Origin of the sequence: Aliivibrio logei (assembly GCF_001691055.1) — a bacterium.
GTDB classification, from domain to species: domain Bacteria; phylum Pseudomonadota; class Gammaproteobacteria; order Enterobacterales; family Vibrionaceae; genus Aliivibrio; species Aliivibrio salmonicida.
Genome location: NZ_MAJU01000011.1, coordinates 86,012 through 101,602, shown reverse-complemented (window position 1 = coordinate 101,602; position 15,591 = coordinate 86,012). Strand labels below are relative to the sequence as shown.

12 protein-coding genes and 1 tRNA gene are annotated in these 15,591 nt (G+C 38.4%); 5 read left to right on the top strand and 8 right to left on the bottom strand.

The genetic code is table 11. The features are described from left to right. Window positions 1–59: 59 nt before the first annotated feature. Window positions 60–1,934, bottom strand: coding sequence for a methyl-accepting chemotaxis protein (locus A6E04_RS10970; protein ID WP_017023125.1), 1,875 nt, complete (start codon window positions 1,932–1,934; stop codon window positions 60–62). A 421-nt stretch (window positions 1,935–2,355) separates the two neighbouring features. Between A6E04_RS10970 and ushA the strand changes: the two genes are divergently transcribed. Then, window positions 2,356–4,017 (top strand): bifunctional UDP-sugar hydrolase/5'-nucleotidase UshA, encoded by a 1,662-nt coding sequence (ushA, locus tag A6E04_RS10965; protein WP_023603616.1) that lies wholly within the window; start codon window positions 2,356–2,358, stop codon window positions 4,015–4,017. A gap of 182 nt (window positions 4,018–4,199) precedes the next feature. Next, window positions 4,200–4,276, top strand: a tRNA-Pro gene (locus tag A6E04_RS10960). A gap of 136 nt (window positions 4,277–4,412) precedes the next feature. On the opposite strand, the gene A6E04_RS10955 is transcribed toward A6E04_RS10960, so the two are convergent. Further along, complete coding sequence (locus A6E04_RS10955; RefSeq protein ID WP_012549594.1) at window positions 4,413–4,847, bottom strand: DUF411 domain-containing protein; 435 nt, start codon at window positions 4,845–4,847, stop codon at window positions 4,413–4,415. A 99-nt stretch (window positions 4,848–4,946) separates the two neighbouring features. Next, window positions 4,947–7,655 carry a cation transporter gene (locus A6E04_RS10950; RefSeq protein WP_065611350.1) on the bottom strand — a complete coding sequence of 903 codons (2,709 nt, stop codon included), beginning with the start codon at window positions 7,653–7,655 and terminating at the stop codon, window positions 4,947–4,949. 87 nt (window positions 7,656–7,742) lie between these two features. Here A6E04_RS10950 and cueR point away from each other — a divergent pair, with 87 nt between their 5' ends. Beyond that, complete coding sequence (gene cueR / locus A6E04_RS10945) at window positions 7,743–8,141, top strand: Cu(I)-responsive transcriptional regulator (protein ID WP_012549596.1); 399 nt, start codon at window positions 7,743–7,745, stop codon at window positions 8,139–8,141. 24 nt (window positions 8,142–8,165) lie between these two features. Here the strand turns inward: cueR and A6E04_RS10940 are convergent, their stop codons facing one another. The 3 genes from A6E04_RS10940 to A6E04_RS10930 all read right to left on the bottom strand — a co-directional run bounded on the left by A6E04_RS10940 (window position 8,166) and on the right by A6E04_RS10930 (window position 11,210). Next, a complete protein-coding gene (locus A6E04_RS10940) occupies window positions 8,166–9,020 on the bottom strand; it encodes a co-chaperone YbbN (RefSeq protein ID WP_065611348.1) in 855 nt (284 codons plus the stop codon). Window positions 9,021–9,354: 334 nt separating this feature from the next. Next, window positions 9,355–10,182, bottom strand: a complete 828-nt coding sequence (locus A6E04_RS10935) for an SDR family oxidoreductase (protein ID WP_065611346.1) — start codon at window positions 10,180–10,182, stop codon at window positions 9,355–9,357. Between the two features lie 122 nt (window positions 10,183–10,304). Then, window positions 10,305–11,210 carry a TIGR01777 family oxidoreductase gene (locus A6E04_RS10930; RefSeq protein ID WP_017022406.1) on the bottom strand — a complete coding sequence of 302 codons (906 nt, stop codon included), beginning with the start codon at window positions 11,208–11,210 and terminating at the stop codon, window positions 10,305–10,307. Between the two features lie 133 nt (window positions 11,211–11,343). Here A6E04_RS10930 and yfcE point away from each other — a divergent pair, with 133 nt between their 5' ends. Next, complete coding sequence (yfcE, locus tag A6E04_RS10925; RefSeq protein ID WP_023603612.1) at window positions 11,344–11,898, top strand: phosphodiesterase; 555 nt, start codon at window positions 11,344–11,346, stop codon at window positions 11,896–11,898. A gap of 62 nt (window positions 11,899–11,960) precedes the next feature. Here the strand turns inward: yfcE and A6E04_RS10920 are convergent, their stop codons facing one another. Then, window positions 11,961–12,506, bottom strand: a complete 546-nt coding sequence (locus A6E04_RS10920) for a regulatory protein ToxS (RefSeq protein ID WP_023603611.1) — start codon at window positions 12,504–12,506, stop codon at window positions 11,961–11,963. Continuing rightward, window positions 12,497–13,369 carry a winged helix-turn-helix domain-containing protein gene (locus A6E04_RS10915; protein ID WP_017022409.1) on the bottom strand — a complete coding sequence of 291 codons (873 nt, stop codon included), beginning with the start codon at window positions 13,367–13,369 and terminating at the stop codon, window positions 12,497–12,499. The genes A6E04_RS10920 and A6E04_RS10915 overlap by 10 nt, the downstream gene beginning before the upstream one ends. Window positions 13,370–13,582: 213 nt before the next feature. Between A6E04_RS10915 and htpG the strand changes: the two genes are divergently transcribed. Beyond that, on the top strand, window positions 13,583–15,481 hold the full coding sequence (htpG, locus tag A6E04_RS10910; protein WP_065611344.1) for a molecular chaperone HtpG: 1,899 nt from the start codon (window positions 13,583–13,585) through the stop codon (window positions 15,479–15,481). Window positions 15,482–15,591: the final 110 nt, after the last annotated feature.

The following is a 15,591-nucleotide window of genomic DNA, read 5'->3' as shown; positions in this document are numbered from 1 at the left end:
TGAAAAAAAAAGACAGAATATAAAAATATATTCTGTCTTTTGACGAAGTAAGTAAGAAGTTACAGTTTAAATCTGTCTATTTCTTGTTTTAGTTCGTTTGATAATTCAGATAATTGTGATGCTTGAATAACCGATTGTTGTGTTTCGGTTGTTAATTCATTTGATACATCACGAACCGCTTCAGTGTTACGTGTAATTTCTTCTGTAACCGATGATTGCTCTTCAGCCGCCGCTGCAATTTGAGCCGCCATGTCGCTAATTAATGTCACTGAATTTGTAATTTGAAGCAAACTAGCAGAGGCTGATTGTGCATCTTCAACACTGGTGTTGGCTAGATTTTGGCTGTCTTCCATGATGCCAACCGCTTTTTGAGTTGTGCCTTGCAATGTCTCTATCATTTGTTGAATTTCTTGAGTCGACGCGTGTGTACGTTGACTTAAAATTCGAACTTCATCAGCAACAACGGCAAAACCACGACCTTGTTCACCGGCACGTGCCGCTTCTATTGCGGCATTGAGTGCGAGTAAGTTCGTTTGTTCTGCAATGTTTTGAATGGTGGATAGGATCGTATTGATGTTTTGTGCGTTGTGATGCAATTCGCCGATAACTTGTGTTGCGGTTTCTACTTCTTTTGCCAAGTTATCAATTGAATGTTGGCTTTGACTTACTTGCTCAGCACCATGGTTTGAAGCACTAACGGTTTGTTCAGCCGTTTGAGCAGTATTGTCTGCGTTGCTTGCAATTTCTTGAGTCGCAGCTGCCATCTCATTAATTGCGGTTGCAACCATGTTGATCTCATCCATTTGATGTTGGATTCGAACATTACGTTCTTCAGCACTTTCTGCGGTTAAATTGGCTTGGTTAGCTAACGTAAGTGATATGTCACGTAAGCGACACACCATTGAGTGCATATTGCCTACAAAGGTATTGAAGTTGATAGCAAGTTGGCCAACTTCATCATTACTGTTTGGAACTAAACGTTGAGTTAAATCCCCTTCACCTGATGAAATTTCAGCAAGCGCATCAGATACTCGAAGTAGATCTCTAAATAGGACGTTAACCAAGGTGGTTACACCGATAGCAACAATGACTGTTAATACAATGCTAAGCAGGATGATTTCACGAAGGAGTGCGCTGTGTGCCGCTTCTTCTGTTGCTTGTGTCATTTCGACGGCAAATGTCCATTTTGTATTAGGTACTTTTGCAAAATAAACCAGCTTATTACTGCCGTTGATTTCTGCGAATTCAATGGTTTTTGAATTAATGGATTCTTGAATACTTTGAGGCGTCATACCCGAGAAATAACGATTTACTTCTTTTTTGATAAGCGACGTATTTGGATGCGCTAAGAAAGTGCCATCGCTATCAATTAACATTGTGATGGTATCTTTACCTGCATCTAGGCTGATGACATCGTCAATTAGTTGGTCAATTAGTACATCGGCACCGACAACACCAAGAAATTGACCATTCTTATAAACAGGTTCAGCAATGGTTACCAGAAGAGATTGAGTAATGGCATCTTGATAGGCGGAAGTAATGATTTGTTTGTTTTCTCGTTGAGCTTCTTGATACCAAGGGCGTTGACGAGGATCGTAATCGGCACGATTTCTTTCAGGATGAGAGCGGTACATATCCCCTTGAGGTGTACCAAAGAAAATATCATCAAAACCACCCGCTTTACGGCTTAACTGTAAAAAAGAGACCACGTCATCTTCTTGAGTGTAGTCATTAATAGCATGCGCAATTTCAGCTTTAATTGAAATCCAATTAGAAATTCCGGTAGTGGCAGAAGATGTCACACTTTCAGCTCGAGAATAAACGCCATTTCGAGTTTGTTCAAACAACTGATTTGACGCGAGCCATGTTAACGCCGCAGCAGTCACGATAACAGCAAGTAGACTGGCCCCGATTAATTTATGTTTTAATTTCATTATATCATCCAAATTGTAGTGAAATTTTATATATTAAATTTCTATTTTTATTATCTATTTGTACATTTATGTATATGGTATCGGGCAAAAATGAAATAACTTGATGGTTTTTTTTATTTAAAGTACATAAAGAAGTGATTATATTTTTAAGCTTAAACGGAAAGCGATTTGAAGTGATGGTAAACCGTTGAATTAAAAACCATCAAAGTGAACGATTGCGTTGGTTTAAAATTTAAAATTTCTCTAGCGTTTACCTTTTTTTACTTATTTATTAGCCATTTTTAGTGATCCAATAGACATATTTATGAGATCAATGTGAGAGTGAAAAGCAATTCTTTTAAACTCGGTCAGGTTATTTGATTATTAAAGTGGTTTTCCCTTTTTTGATCTAACTTATTCCCTTGAATTTAAATGGTGAAACATGATGGAACGTCTTTCTCTTAAAACAGCGATTGCTGCCGCATTACTTACTACATTGGCTGGTTGCGCTACAACGTCTGAACATGCGTGGCAAGAAGACACTACGTATAAGTTAACTGTGCTACATACTAACGATAACCATGGCCGCTTTTGGCAAAATAAATATGGTGAGTACGGTATGGCAGCGCGTAAGACGTTGATTGATGAATTACGTGCCGATGTTCAAGCTGAAGGGGGGAGTGTTTTACTTCTTTCTGGTGGTGATATTAATACCGGTGTACCTGAGTCTGATTTACAAGATGCAGAGCCTGATTTTAAAGGCATGAATAAAATTGGATATGATGCGATTGCATTAGGTAACCATGAATTTGATAACCCATTAGATGTGCTTCAAAAGCAAATAGATTGGGCTAAATTCCCAATGCTGTCTGCTAACATTTATGATAAAGAAACTGGTGAGCGCATGTATCAAGCTTACGAGATTTTTGAAAAGCAAGGCATTAAAATTGCGGTTATTGGTTTCACGACAGAAGATACGGCTAAAATTGGTAACCCTGAATACATCGGTGGTATTGATTTCCGAGATCCAAAAGAAGAAGCAAAGAAAGTCATTGCTGAACTGAATGAATCAGAAAAACCCGATCTTATTTTTGCAGTTACTCACATGGGTCACTATGAAAATGGTCAACGTGGTATTAATGCACCAGGTGATGTAGCACTTGCTCGTTCTCTTGAATTAGGTGAGTTGGATATGATTGTGGGTGGCCACTCACAAGAGCCTGTTTGTATGGAAGGGGCGAACGTTGTTAAACAAAACTTTAAGCCTGGTGACGAATGTCAACCTGATCAACAAAATGGCACTTGGATCGTTCAAGCTCATGAATGGGGCAAGTACGTAGGTCGTGCTGATTTTGAATTCCGTAATGGTGAATTGGAAATGGTGAGTTATAACCTAATCCCGGTTAACTTGAAGAAGAAAATAAAAGTTGATGGCAAAAGTGAGCGTGTCTTTATTCAAGATGAAATTGTGCAAGATCCTGAGTTATTGGCTTTCCTAACGCCTTACCAAGAAAAAGGTCAAGGCCAGTTGAATGTGAAAATTGCAGAAACGAATGGAAAGTTAGAAGGCGACCGTAATGTGGTTCGTTTTGAGCAGACTAACCTTGGGCGTTTAATTGCGACTTCTCACATGGTTCGTGCAAAAGCCGATTTTGCGGTAATGAATTCGGGTGGTGTACGTGATTCGATTGAAATGGGTGATGTTACTTATAAAGATGTTCTAACGGTGCAGCCATTTGGTAATATTGTTAGTTATGTTGATATGAATGGCGCTGAAGTATTAGATTACCTAAATGTGGTGGCGACTAAACCAATCGATTCTGGTGCCTATGCTCAGTTCGCAGGTATTAAAATGACCGTTGAAGCCGGTAAAGTATCTAACGTATTCATTGGTGGTAAGCAACTGCGTTTAGACAAAACGTACCGTTTTACTATTCCAAGCTACAACGCCGCGGGTGGTGATGGTTACCCTAAAGTGTCGGATCATTCGGGTTATGTAAATACGGGCTTTGTTGATGCCGAAGTATTAAAAGAGTTTTTAGAAACAAATAGCCCAATTGATGTGAATGAATTCGCACCACGTGGTGAGATTGTTTATAAGTAATAGATAAAAAGTAAACTGATCCCCTCAGATTGTTATTTACTGAGGGGATTTAGTTGTAAATTCAACGTCTTTGCTGAATAAATGACCGAACAAATTAAAAAGTTAAAATAATACTTGTCAAAAAAATCCTGAGCAGTATTATAGCCCTCGTTGACACGGACACAGTCCTTTGTTCAACAGCTCGGTGAATAGCGCAGCTTGGTAGCGCATCTGGTTTGGGACCAGAGGGTCGGGGGTTCGAATCCCTCTTCACCGACCACCTTCAAAAAAGCCGCATCAGAAATGATGCGGCTTTTTTACGTCTGATGCATTTAAAAAACAAGCTAAGTCGTGCTAAATAACAAAAAGCCATGTTAATTAACTCAACATGGCTTTATTTATCAATTAGTTAGATTTTAATTATGAGTGTTGAATATTGCCAATTTACCATTCTCTTTAAATGCGATAACTTGGTATGTGTCTTTTTTATCGCCATATTCCATCCCTGGTGATCCCATTGGCATTCCAGGAACCGCTAATCCTTTAAAATCTCTTGGTTCTGCTAGAAATTGTTTAATATCCTCTGCTGGAATATGCCCTTCAAATACGTAACCATCAATAACAGCGGTATGACATGATGCGAGGCGTGGCTCTACACCTAGTTTCTCTTTGATTGGATTCATGTCTTCATGATCTTCAATCTTTACCGTGAAACCGTTATCTTCCATGTGCTCTACCCATTCAGAGCAACAACCACAATATGGTGATTTATAAGTCATGACTTCGGTAGAAGCGTAAGCGGATGTTGTTAAGAAAAGCAATGATGCAAAAGTGAGTTTAAATAATTTCATTATTGTGTCCTAAGGTTATTTTGAATGTGGTGAAAGCCAAAACCAATAAATAATGGCAATAATAAGTATGACTCCAAGCAAATTAATCATGTAAAGCTCCTAGTCAGTATGTTCGTTTGAAAACTGAGATTTAAAAAGTCGTAATCTATTTGCATTGGATACAACGGTAATAGAAGAAAGTGCCATCGCTGCTCCAGCTACAACAGGACTGAGTAACATTCCAGTAAATGGAAAAAGAATACCGGCAGCAATAGGAATGCCTATCGCATTATAAATAAAGGCACCGAATAAGTTCTGTTTCATATTTGTAATGGTTGCTCTTGAAAGCTCAATCGCATTAACGGCTGTAAGCAGTGAGTGTCGTATTAAGGTCAATTGAGCGCTTTCAATCGCGACATCACTGCCATTGCCCATCGCAATCCCTACTTCTGCCTGAGCTAACGCTGGGGCATCATTAATGCCATCCCCAATCATAGCTACTTTCTTTCCTTGAGCTTGTAAGTCTTTTATTGTCTGAGCTTTTCCATCGGGTAATACACCCGAAACAACATGAGTTATTCCGAGCTGTTGGGCCACATAATCGGCGGTTTCTTTGCGATCACCCGTTAGCATTACGACATTAATACCGAGTTGAGTAAATTGGGCTACAGCAAGTTTTGAATCGGGTCGAATTGCATCACTTACTTCAATAACACCAATACATTCTTTATTTATTGCCACAAAGAGAGGCGTTGATGCAGGAGATAATTCAACGTCAGGAGTGGCAATCTCATTGTTTAATAAATAAGAGGTATTTCCTATGAACACAGTATCGCCAGCAATGTTTGCAGAAGCTCCTAGGCCTAATTGAGCATTAAACTGTGTACTGGTGACTAAATCCCATGAATGCTGATTGAGATATGTCATTACTGCATGAGCGAGTGGGTGTTCAGAGTGACTTTCGATTGCTGCTGCGAATGAAATGATGTCTTTTTCATTGTAAGCCGCAAAGCTTGTCACTTTACTGACCGTGGGTTTCCCTTCTGTTAATGTGCCCGTTTTATCAACCACCACAGTATCGATATGACTTGCTGTTTGTAAAACGTCAGCGTCTTTTATTAATGCACCAAACTCAGCGGCTTTACCGACACCAACAGTCACTGACATTGGTGTTGCAAGACCTAAAGCACAAGGGCAGGCAATGATGAGTACCGTTGTGGCAACAACAAGCATGTAGCTCGATGTTGGTTCTGGGCCAAAGTTATACCAAAGTAAAGCCGAAAAAATGGCGATGATCATAACGCTTGGGACAAATACGGATGAGATTTTGTCCGCGAGCTTAGCCAATTTTGGTTTGCTACTTTGCGCGTTACGTACCATGGCAATGATCCGAGCAAGCATAGTATGTTCACCGACATTCGTTGCTGTGAAGGTAAAGCTACCCTGTTGATTGATGGTTCCTGCATGCACAACATCGTCTTTTATTTTTAAACAAGGAAGAGGCTCTCCAGTAAGCATGGCTTCATCTAAATAGCTTTCACCGCTGATGATCGAACCATCAACTGGGATTTTCTCTCCCGGTTTAATTTTAATGATCATCCCTTTCGTTACTAGTGCCACTGGCAACTCTACTTCTTTTCCATCTTGGATAACCGTAGCTGTTTGAGGCTGAAGATTGAGCAGCTTTTCGATGGCATTTGATGTGCGATTACGAGCTTTGGTTTCGATTAGATTTCCGAGCGTAATTAAGCCTAAGATCATTGCGGTGGCTTCAAAATAAACATGACGTGCTTGCTCTGGGAAAAATGCAGGATAGATCACCAGTGCCATAGAGTAGAGCCAAGCTGAACCAGTACCAAGAGACACTAACGTATCCATTGTCGCTCTGTGATGAGTAAATGCTTTCCAGGCATTAACAAAAAAATGTTTCCCAGCGGTAAGTAATAAACCTAAACAAATAAGCCCAATGAATCCCCAAGCAAGTTGGTCGTTAACGGTTGTTATTTGCATGTTGCCACCAAATACCCCCCAAAGCATCAATGGTGCGCCTATTGCGAGCGACATAATGGTATTTCTTTTATGTGCTGCGGTGGTTTTTAGGTATTGTTCTTTTTGCCTTTTACGGCGTTGTTCTTCGCTTAAACTGATCTCTGCACCATAACCGCCTTTTTCTATTGCTTTGATCAGTTCAGGTGCATTGATATCACCATAAATTAAAGCGGTACGTTCCGCTAAATTAACACTGACAGATTGAACATTAGCAACGGCTGAAATTATTTTTTCTACAGAGGCGACACAGCTAGCGCAAGTCATTCCTGATAAAATTAATTGTGTTGTTTTTTCTATTTTTTGTTTTTCAGTTTTGCTTTGATCTGTCGGTGTTTCTTTATTCAGAGTAATGACCTCTTCTTTAGGCGAGGGACTATCTGGAATAAAGGGGGCAGAGCTTGCTTGAAAACCGATGGATTCAATTAATTCAATGATGCTTTCTTGAGAGTGCACGGTGTTTAGCGTGATTTTATCTTTTGAAATAGACTCAATAGAGGTATGCGACAAGGTACTTAACGTGTCTGTGGTTTTATTTACGCATTTACCACACTTTAATCCTGCTAGGTACAAAGTGATGAGTTCGGGTTCAGGAACGGAGTAGCCTAATTGCGTAATATTCTCTGCGATTTCTTCATAAGAGAGTGTCGTCGTTAATGTTAATTCTGTTTTGGTTACCGAGAAATGAGATATCTTCGGGATCTCTGAAAGTGCTTTTTCCACTTTCGCGATACAACGACCACAATTTAATCCCGCTAGGAGTAGGGTAAGTTTCTGACTCATAATTAACCTCGATAACAAATCTTGATGTTATGTAGAATAAACCTTACAGTAAATGGAAGGTCAAGCTATAAAGTAGAGTAAAGAGAAATGAATATTAGTGACGTTGCAAAATTAACGGGATTAACGACGAAAGCCATTCGTTTTTATGAAAGTAAAGGCGTAATAAGAGAAGCGAATCGAAGTGCAAATGGCTATCGACAGTACACTAAAAATCAAGTGGAAGAGTTGCAACTCATTCGCCGCTCAAGGCTAGTTGGTTTTAGTCTAGAAGAATGCCAAGAATTATTAAGCTTATCGAATAATCCGAATCGTCGTAGTGCGGATGTGAAAAGAAAGACGTTAGAAAAAGTGACAGAAATTGAGGCTAAAATTAAAGAGTTAGAAGGGATGAAGCAAACGTTGTTAGAACTTGCTAATGCGTGCCCTGGAGATGAAAGTCATGATTGTCCAATAATCAAAGGATTAACCTGTTGCCATAATAAATAACAACAGGCGATTCTCAACTATTGATTAATAAAGTAATGAGTACAACTGGCGACGGTATTTTCCTGCAATAGGGTTACCTTGACCAAGAGCAGACAGGATATCCATCATGGTTTTTTTAACTTGCCCATCTTCAGCATTGAGATCTTTTAATAAAATCGCAATTAAGATATCTAGAGCTTCTTCTTGTCGATTAACTTGGCTGTATTGAATTGCCAATTCTAAAGCGATTTCATTATTGGTTGTATCGGCTTTGTATTGATCTTCTAAGGCTTGAATTTCTGGCGTATTACCGGCTTGTTTATGCAGTTCAAGCTTTGCAATTAGTTCTTTGTATTTGCTGTCTTGATCTTGCATTAATATCTCAGACAAGATGGTTTCAGCTTGTTCATAAGATTGTGTTTCAATGTAACACTGCGCAATATGTAATTTGATTTGACCATTACCACCAAAATGTTCAAGTAAAGCCAATAGGATAGGGAGAGCGCTTTGGTAATTACCTTCTTCGACTAACTTAAATGCTTGGCCTAATTGTAATTCTTCTTGGCTTGGCAGGTGTTTATCTAACATTTCTTGTATTGCATCAATTGATTGGGGGCCACCCATTCCATCAATGGCTTGGCCACTTTTAAATAGGGCGATAGTTGGAAGCGTTTGAACGCCAAATTGCTGAGCAAGGCCTTGCTGTTCTTCGCAGTTTAATAAAGCAAGAGTAACAGCGTCTCCGTATTGCTGAGCAAGTTGTTGTAGTGCAGGAATAACCGTAATGCTTTCTTGACTCATTGGTGCCCAGAAATGAATTAAGACAGGAGTCTGGGTTGAGCCTTCAAGAATTTGTTGGAAGTTTTGTTCGTTAAGTTCAACGCTGTGTTCTGACTGCATGGTTTTTTCCTAAAATAGTATTTTCTATATAGATATATACAGTTATATGGGGTTTAGGATAGATTTTCAAGGCGCCAGATACGAAGAAAGCCACTATGCTGAGCATAATGGCTTGTCTATCGTAAGCGAAAGTAACAGTTAGATCAGTATGAATACCGCAACGGCTACACTCACACAGATCCAGTTGATTTTTCCTAGCGTCATATTCCCCCCGAAAAAACACTAACGACTGGATAGGAATAAATATAATCTTGCAATGTGACACTAATATTACATTATTGTTCTTTTTTTATATTTCTTCTCTATTTGGTTGAAACAAACTTAAAATATGACATTAGTCACTCTTATTTAAGATCATATCTAACCACTTAGTTGGTAATATTCGTTTTAATATTGCAAATAAATGAGTAGGAAAGGTAACTCTATATCGTGCTTTAGGTTTTTTGCTATTAAGTGCATGAAGCAGCGGTGACATAATGGATTCAGGAGGGAGTACAAAGGCACTTCCGGAGGTTTCTTTCTCTAATCGCTGTTGTTGCATGAGGTATTTTTCTTTATGTGGACTATTCTCGATAGTTACCCATTTTTTAAATGCTTTCAATGCATTAGGTCTAAAGTTTGTTTCGATAGGACCGGGTTCAATTAAACTGATCTGAATATTAGTCTGCATTAATTCTAAACGTAATGTATCGCTCCAACCTTCAATTGCGAATTTTGAAGAATTGTATGCACCACGGTATTTCATCGCCACAATGCCAAGTACTGAGCTGTTTTGTATGATCCTTCCATAGCCTTGCTTTCTCATTATTGGTAGTAACTCTATGACTAACTGATGCCAACCAAAGAAGTTTGCTTCAAACTGCTCTTTTAGTGCCTCTCTAGGCAGATCTTCCAGTGCACCCGCTTGTCCATACGCGCCATTATTGAATAAAGCGTACAACTTTCCATCAGTAAGTATTAATAACTCGCTGACCGCCAGAGAAATGCTCTCTGAGTCCGAATAATCTAAGTGTAAGCACGTTAATCCTTCATTTTGCAATCGTAAAACGTCTTCTTTTTTACGGCATGAAGCAATGACATGAAAACCATGTTTTGAGAGTTGATGAGCTGTGGTGTAACCAATGCCAGTTGAACAACCAGTGATAAAAATAGCGCGTTGCATTCATTGCTTCCTTTGCATGAATGGATAATTACTGACGTAACTACCCATGTAAGTCGATAAAAACCAAACTAAGAAAGAAAATAATGACGCCAAAATGACGATATTGCAATGAGAGGAATGGTTTAGTCTAAAAGATGCTTTAATGCTGATTCAATTCTAGAGTAACGGAATTTAAATCCTTCGTTTACGAGTCGTTTAGGTCTAATCCGTTGACTATCCGTAAGAAGCACAGAAGCTTCGCCTAAAAGAATTTTTATCACTAACGTTGGTGTTACTAATAAATGTGGTCGTTTTAATGTACTTGCGAGCGTTTGGCTAAACTCTTTATTAGTGACAGGGTGTGGGGCAGTGAGGTTATAAATACCCTGACTTTTCTCGTGCTCTAATAGAAATAAGATTGCATAAACCATATCATCGATATGAATCCATGACATATATTGTGCGCCTTTACCTATTGGGCCGCCAACACCACATTGATAAGGAAAAAGCATTTTCTTAAGAGCTCCGCCTGATGTTGATAAAACAACGCCTGTTCTGAGTATACAGACCCGTGTATCTTCATTGTTTGCTTTTAAGGCAACGTCTTCCCATTCTTTACAAACACGATGAGCGAAATCATTACTAGAGATAACGGTTGATTCATCAATGTTGTTGCTTCCTTGATCAGAATAATAACCCACCGCAGAGCCAGAAATAAAACAACGAGGTGGTGTTGAAGACGCCAAACACAATTGAGTTAATGCATGGGTTAGCTCACAACGGCTATTTAAAATGGTTCTTTTTTGTTTGTTGGTCCATTTTTTATCGGCAATGGGTTCCCCCGCCAAATTGATGATGGCATCAAAATCATTTAAATGAGAAAGCGTAGACAGATCAGAAATGAAATCAGCATGAGGTAATGCTAAATGATTTAATGCTGTTTGTGCTTTTTTTATATTACGAGTAAGTAAGACTAAATGATGACCTTTTAAATGGTCTAATAATTTTTTTCCTATTAACCCGGTACTGCCTGTAATTAGTATTTTCATCTCGTTTCCTGCAAGATATTTCGAACATCCAATAGTTTAAGTATAAATCGAGTTTATTGATTGGCAACTTTCATGTAATTTTCCTTTATAATTAATCTCGTTATTTATGTGTATTATTAATCTAGGACACCACGTGAAATTATTTTTTGCTTCTGATCTACATGGCTCTTTACCGGCGACTCAGCGCATTATTGAGCTTTTTTTGGCTTCTAAAGCTGAACATTTAATTTTACTGGGTGATTTAATTAATTTTGGGCCAAGAAATCCATTGCCTGAAGGGCATAATCCAATTGCAGTGGCCGAATTATTAAATGAACATGCCGAGTCTATCATTGCAGTAAGAGGGAATTGTGACAGTGAGGTCGATCAAATGCTGTTATCGTTTCCTATCATGGCCGACTACCATATTGTGTTGTTACCAACGGGACAAAAAATATTTTTAACTCATGGGCATATTTATAATGCAGAAAAACGTCCTCTTTTGAGAAAAGGCGACATTATTGCTCATGGGCATACACATATAACGGTTGCTGAGTGGCAGGGTGAACACATTATTTTTAACCCTGGTTCAACGACTTTTCCGCGCATTGTAGGAAAAAAGCCCAGTTATGGTTTATTGGATGAGTTGACGTTATCTGTTTATGATTTTGATGGCAATACATTGAATTCAATCGATTTGTCGTCTTAAGTCCTTGATATAAAAAAAGAAGCCAATGAGGGCTTCTTTTTTTATACGCTAAGCAAACTTACTTAATGAGAGAACAGAATATCTGAGCCGTAATTTAAGCTAGTAAGCAATAATGTCTTATCATTTAGTACATCAACACGTTTACTTTGCTGTGCGTCCATTCTAAATACACGCATAATGAGTTCTTTTTGAGAACCTGTGAACTCTTTATTATCGTTTGAAGTAACATCTTTAAATTCAGTAGGATCAATCAATAAATAGTCACCGCTGTAATCCCAATTCCCTGTCTCCATGACATTTATCGTCAATGGTTGTTGCTTATCATCAGATGGACTGAAAAGCGTGAGGTTTGATGATTTAGAGTAAGTCTTATTTGGAAGATAAACGACATTAGAGCGAATATCTGCTCGTTTGAGTGGCCCCATGTCTTCGTAGTTAGTATCAATACGAATGGTTCTCATACTTTGCCATTCTTTAGAGGTCAGTAATTGTTCCACTTTACTGTCACTTGCCCAATAAAACCAAGCACTGCCTAAAATAGAGAGTAAAAGTAACGCAAGAGGAAAGAAGCGCTTTATGAGAGGCATCTGCTCTTTGTTTAACCACATATATTATCCACCTCTTTCTGATTTATCATTAAACGAACACTAATACTCTGATCGCTGTATTCACTACTATGAATATAGTTAAGGGTGATTTGGTTTGGCTTACCACCCGTTGCAATGACTTCAATCGGCTTTAACAAGTCAGTATGCTTCGAGTTATACGACACAATACATCGTTCAATTAATGGCTTCCATTGGTCTATATTTGGGTGATTTACTGGAATCAATACCGGCGTATTATCATAACTCGCGATTTGAACGAATGCGTCTGATTTTGGTGTATGGTTGATGTAAGCAATAATCGGCAATATAAAAGCAAAAATTAAGGTAATAGTACCTAATAAAGATAAGTGTGCTTGAGGTTTTACCACTACAACATCAGAGTCTACAGATGCTTTTTTGTCAGAATGTTCAGCTGTAATAGGCGCTGGTTCATTTGACGTAATCGATTCCTCAACGATTAAAACTTCACTTTGTTGAAGCTCGCTTTCAAAGGGATTACTTTCTTCTGTTTCTGACGTCGCTTGAGGTATTGCTGTTGAAATGAATTGATATCCACGTTTAGGCACTGTCTTTACGTATAAAGGCAGTTTTGTTGGATCTTGTAGCATTTTTCTTAACGTAGAAATAGCTTGTGTTAGGCTTGAATCATCTACTTCAAAACCTTGATCTCTCCATACATATTCATGTAATTCGTGACGACTAACAACCTTCCCTGGTTCTTGAATAAGTAGGCTTAAAACTCGGCTTTCATTGCCACCCAAGCGAAGGATTTCATCATCATTTAATGTATCGATGAGACTATTATCGTTTGGATCGAATAGGAACCGGTTGCCAATAATGATTTTTTTATTTTCTATATTCATTGGTTGTTAACTCAGTAGTGTGATTCTCGATAATGATATCCAAGTATCATTTTTAGAATGTCTATTTTATGTCAAAACTTATCATTACGCATTTTATAGTATAAAAAAAGCAAAAAAACACCGTTTTTTACATTGGTTTACCTTGAATTGATATTTTATGCCCTTATTACTTTATCAAGTTAATAAACATTATCCTTTTTTGGAGTTTTATAGATGAGCGAACAAACTATTAATAACAAAGAAACACGCGGCTTTCAGTCAGAAGTTAAACAACTACTTCATCTAATGATTCATTCTTTATATTCAAATAAAGAAATATTTTTACGTGAGCTTATTTCAAACGCATCAGATGCTTCAGATAAATTACGTTTTAAAGCATTATCAAACGGCGATTTATACGAAGGAAATGCAGATTTAGGTGTGAAAATTTCGTTTAATGTTGAAGCGAATACTCTGACCATTTCAGATAATGGTATTGGTATGGGTCGTGAAGATGTTATTGAACATTTGGGCACGATCGCGAAATCTGGTACGGCTGATTTCTTCTCAAAATTGTCAGAAGATCAAAGTAAAGATTCTCAACTTATCGGTCAGTTTGGCGTTGGTTTCTACTCTGCATTTATTGTCGCAGATGCGGTAACGGTTCGTACTCGTGTTGCTGGTGCAGCAAAAGATCAGGCTGTGCAATGGCACTCTGAAGGCGAAGGCGATTACACAATAGAAGACGTGACTAAAGAATCTCGTGGGACCGACATTATTCTTCACATGCGTGATGAAGGTAAAGAGTTCTTAAGTGAGTGGCGTCTAAAAGAAGTGATTGGTAAATATTCAGATCACATCGGCATCCCGGTTTCTATTTGGACTGTTGAAAAAGACGAAGAAGGTAAAGAGACTGAAGGTAAGTGGGAGCAAGTAAATAAAGCTCAAGCGCTTTGGACTCGTAATAAATCAGAAATTGAAGACGCAGAATACCAAGAGTTTTATAAGCATGTATCTCATGACTTTGCTGATCCATTGACGTGGAGCCACAATAAAGTAGAAGGCAAAAATGACTACACTAGCTTATTGTATATTCCAGCTAAAGCTCCGTTTGATATGATGAATCGTGATCATAAAAGTGGTCTGAAACTTTATGTTCAACGCGTGTTTGTTATGGATGATGCTGAGCAGTTCATGCCGAGTTACCTACGTTTTGTTAAAGGATTAATCGACTCGAATGATTTGCCTCTGAATGTTTCTCGCGAAATACTTCAAGACAACAAAGTGACTCAATCATTACGTGGTGCGTGTACAAAACGTGTATTAAGTATGCTTGAGAAGATAGCTAAAAAAGATAATGATAAATATTTATCTTTTTGGAAAGAGTTTGGGCAAGTATTAAAAGAAGGTTTGGCTGAAGATTTCGCCAATAAAGATAAAATTGCAGGCCTACTACGTTTTGCTTCTACTGATAAAGACAGCTCAGAACAAGCGATTAGCCTTGCGAGTTATGTTGAGCGCATGAAAGAAGATCAAGATAAGATTTTCTACCTAACATCTGATAGCTATGCGGCTGCGAAAAATAGCCCACACTTAGAGCAATTCAAAGCAAAAGGCATTGAAGTTGTCTTAATGTATGACCGCATCGATGAGTGGCTAATGAGCTACTTAACTGAATTTGATGGCAAACAATTCCAATCAATTACCAAAGCTGGTTTGGATTTAAGCAAATTTGAAAACGAAGCGGAAAAAGAAAAACAAAAAGAAACAGCCGAAGAATTTAAGTCAGTAGTTGAACGTACAAAAGCTTACTTAGGTGATCGTGTTAAAGAGGTTCGTACTACGTTTAAATTAGCGACTACGCCAGCCGTTGTTGTTACCGATGATTTTGAAATGGGTACACAAATGGCGAAACTTTTAGAAGCGGCTGGTCAAGCGGCGCCAGAAGTGAAGTACATTTTTGAAATTAACCCTGAGCATGCCCTGATTAAGCAAATGGCAGATGAAGCGGATGAAGAAGCATTTGGCCGTTGGGTTGAAATGCTACTTGGTCAAGCGATGCTAGCAGAGCGCGGCTCTTTAGATGATCCATCACAATTTCTAAGTGCAATGAATCAGTTATTATCAAAGTAATTGAGATATAACCGTAAATAGTAAAATTAATGAGATCTTGAGTGACAATAGTGCACTAAGGTCTCATTGTTTTTTATTGGGATTAGTTACATTCTTACTCGGTTCGGTTT

Excerpts from the sequence above, each read along its gene's own strand:
- A6E04_RS10970 (WP_017023125.1), bottom strand. The coding sequence starts at position 1,934 with ATGAAATTAAAACATAAATTAATCGGGGCCAGTCTACTTGCTGTTATC.
- ushA (WP_023603616.1), top strand. The coding sequence starts at position 2,356 with ATGATGGAACGTCTTTCTCTTAAAACAGCGATTGCTGCCGCATTACTT.
- A6E04_RS10955 (WP_012549594.1), bottom strand. The coding sequence starts at position 4,847 with ATGAAATTATTTAAACTCACTTTTGCATCATTGCTTTTCTTAACAACA.
- A6E04_RS10950 (WP_065611350.1), bottom strand. The coding sequence starts at position 7,655 with ATGAGTCAGAAACTTACCCTACTCCTAGCGGGATTAAATTGTGGTCGT.
- cueR (WP_012549596.1), top strand. The coding sequence starts at position 7,743 with ATGAATATTAGTGACGTTGCAAAATTAACGGGATTAACGACGAAAGCC.
- A6E04_RS10940 (WP_065611348.1), bottom strand. The coding sequence starts at position 9,020 with ATGCAGTCAGAACACAGCGTTGAACTTAACGAACAAAACTTCCAACAA.
- A6E04_RS10935 (WP_065611346.1), bottom strand. The coding sequence starts at position 10,182 with ATGCAACGCGCTATTTTTATCACTGGTTGTTCAACTGGCATTGGTTAC.
- A6E04_RS10930 (WP_017022406.1), bottom strand. The coding sequence starts at position 11,210 with ATGAAAATACTAATTACAGGCAGTACCGGGTTAATAGGAAAAAAATTA.
- A6E04_RS10920 (WP_023603611.1), bottom strand. The coding sequence starts at position 12,506 with ATGTGGTTAAACAAAGAGCAGATGCCTCTCATAAAGCGCTTCTTTCCT.
- A6E04_RS10915 (WP_017022409.1), bottom strand. The coding sequence starts at position 13,369 with ATGAATATAGAAAATAAAAAAATCATTATTGGCAACCGGTTCCTATTC.
- htpG (WP_065611344.1), top strand. The coding sequence starts at position 13,583 with ATGAGCGAACAAACTATTAATAACAAAGAAACACGCGGCTTTCAGTCA.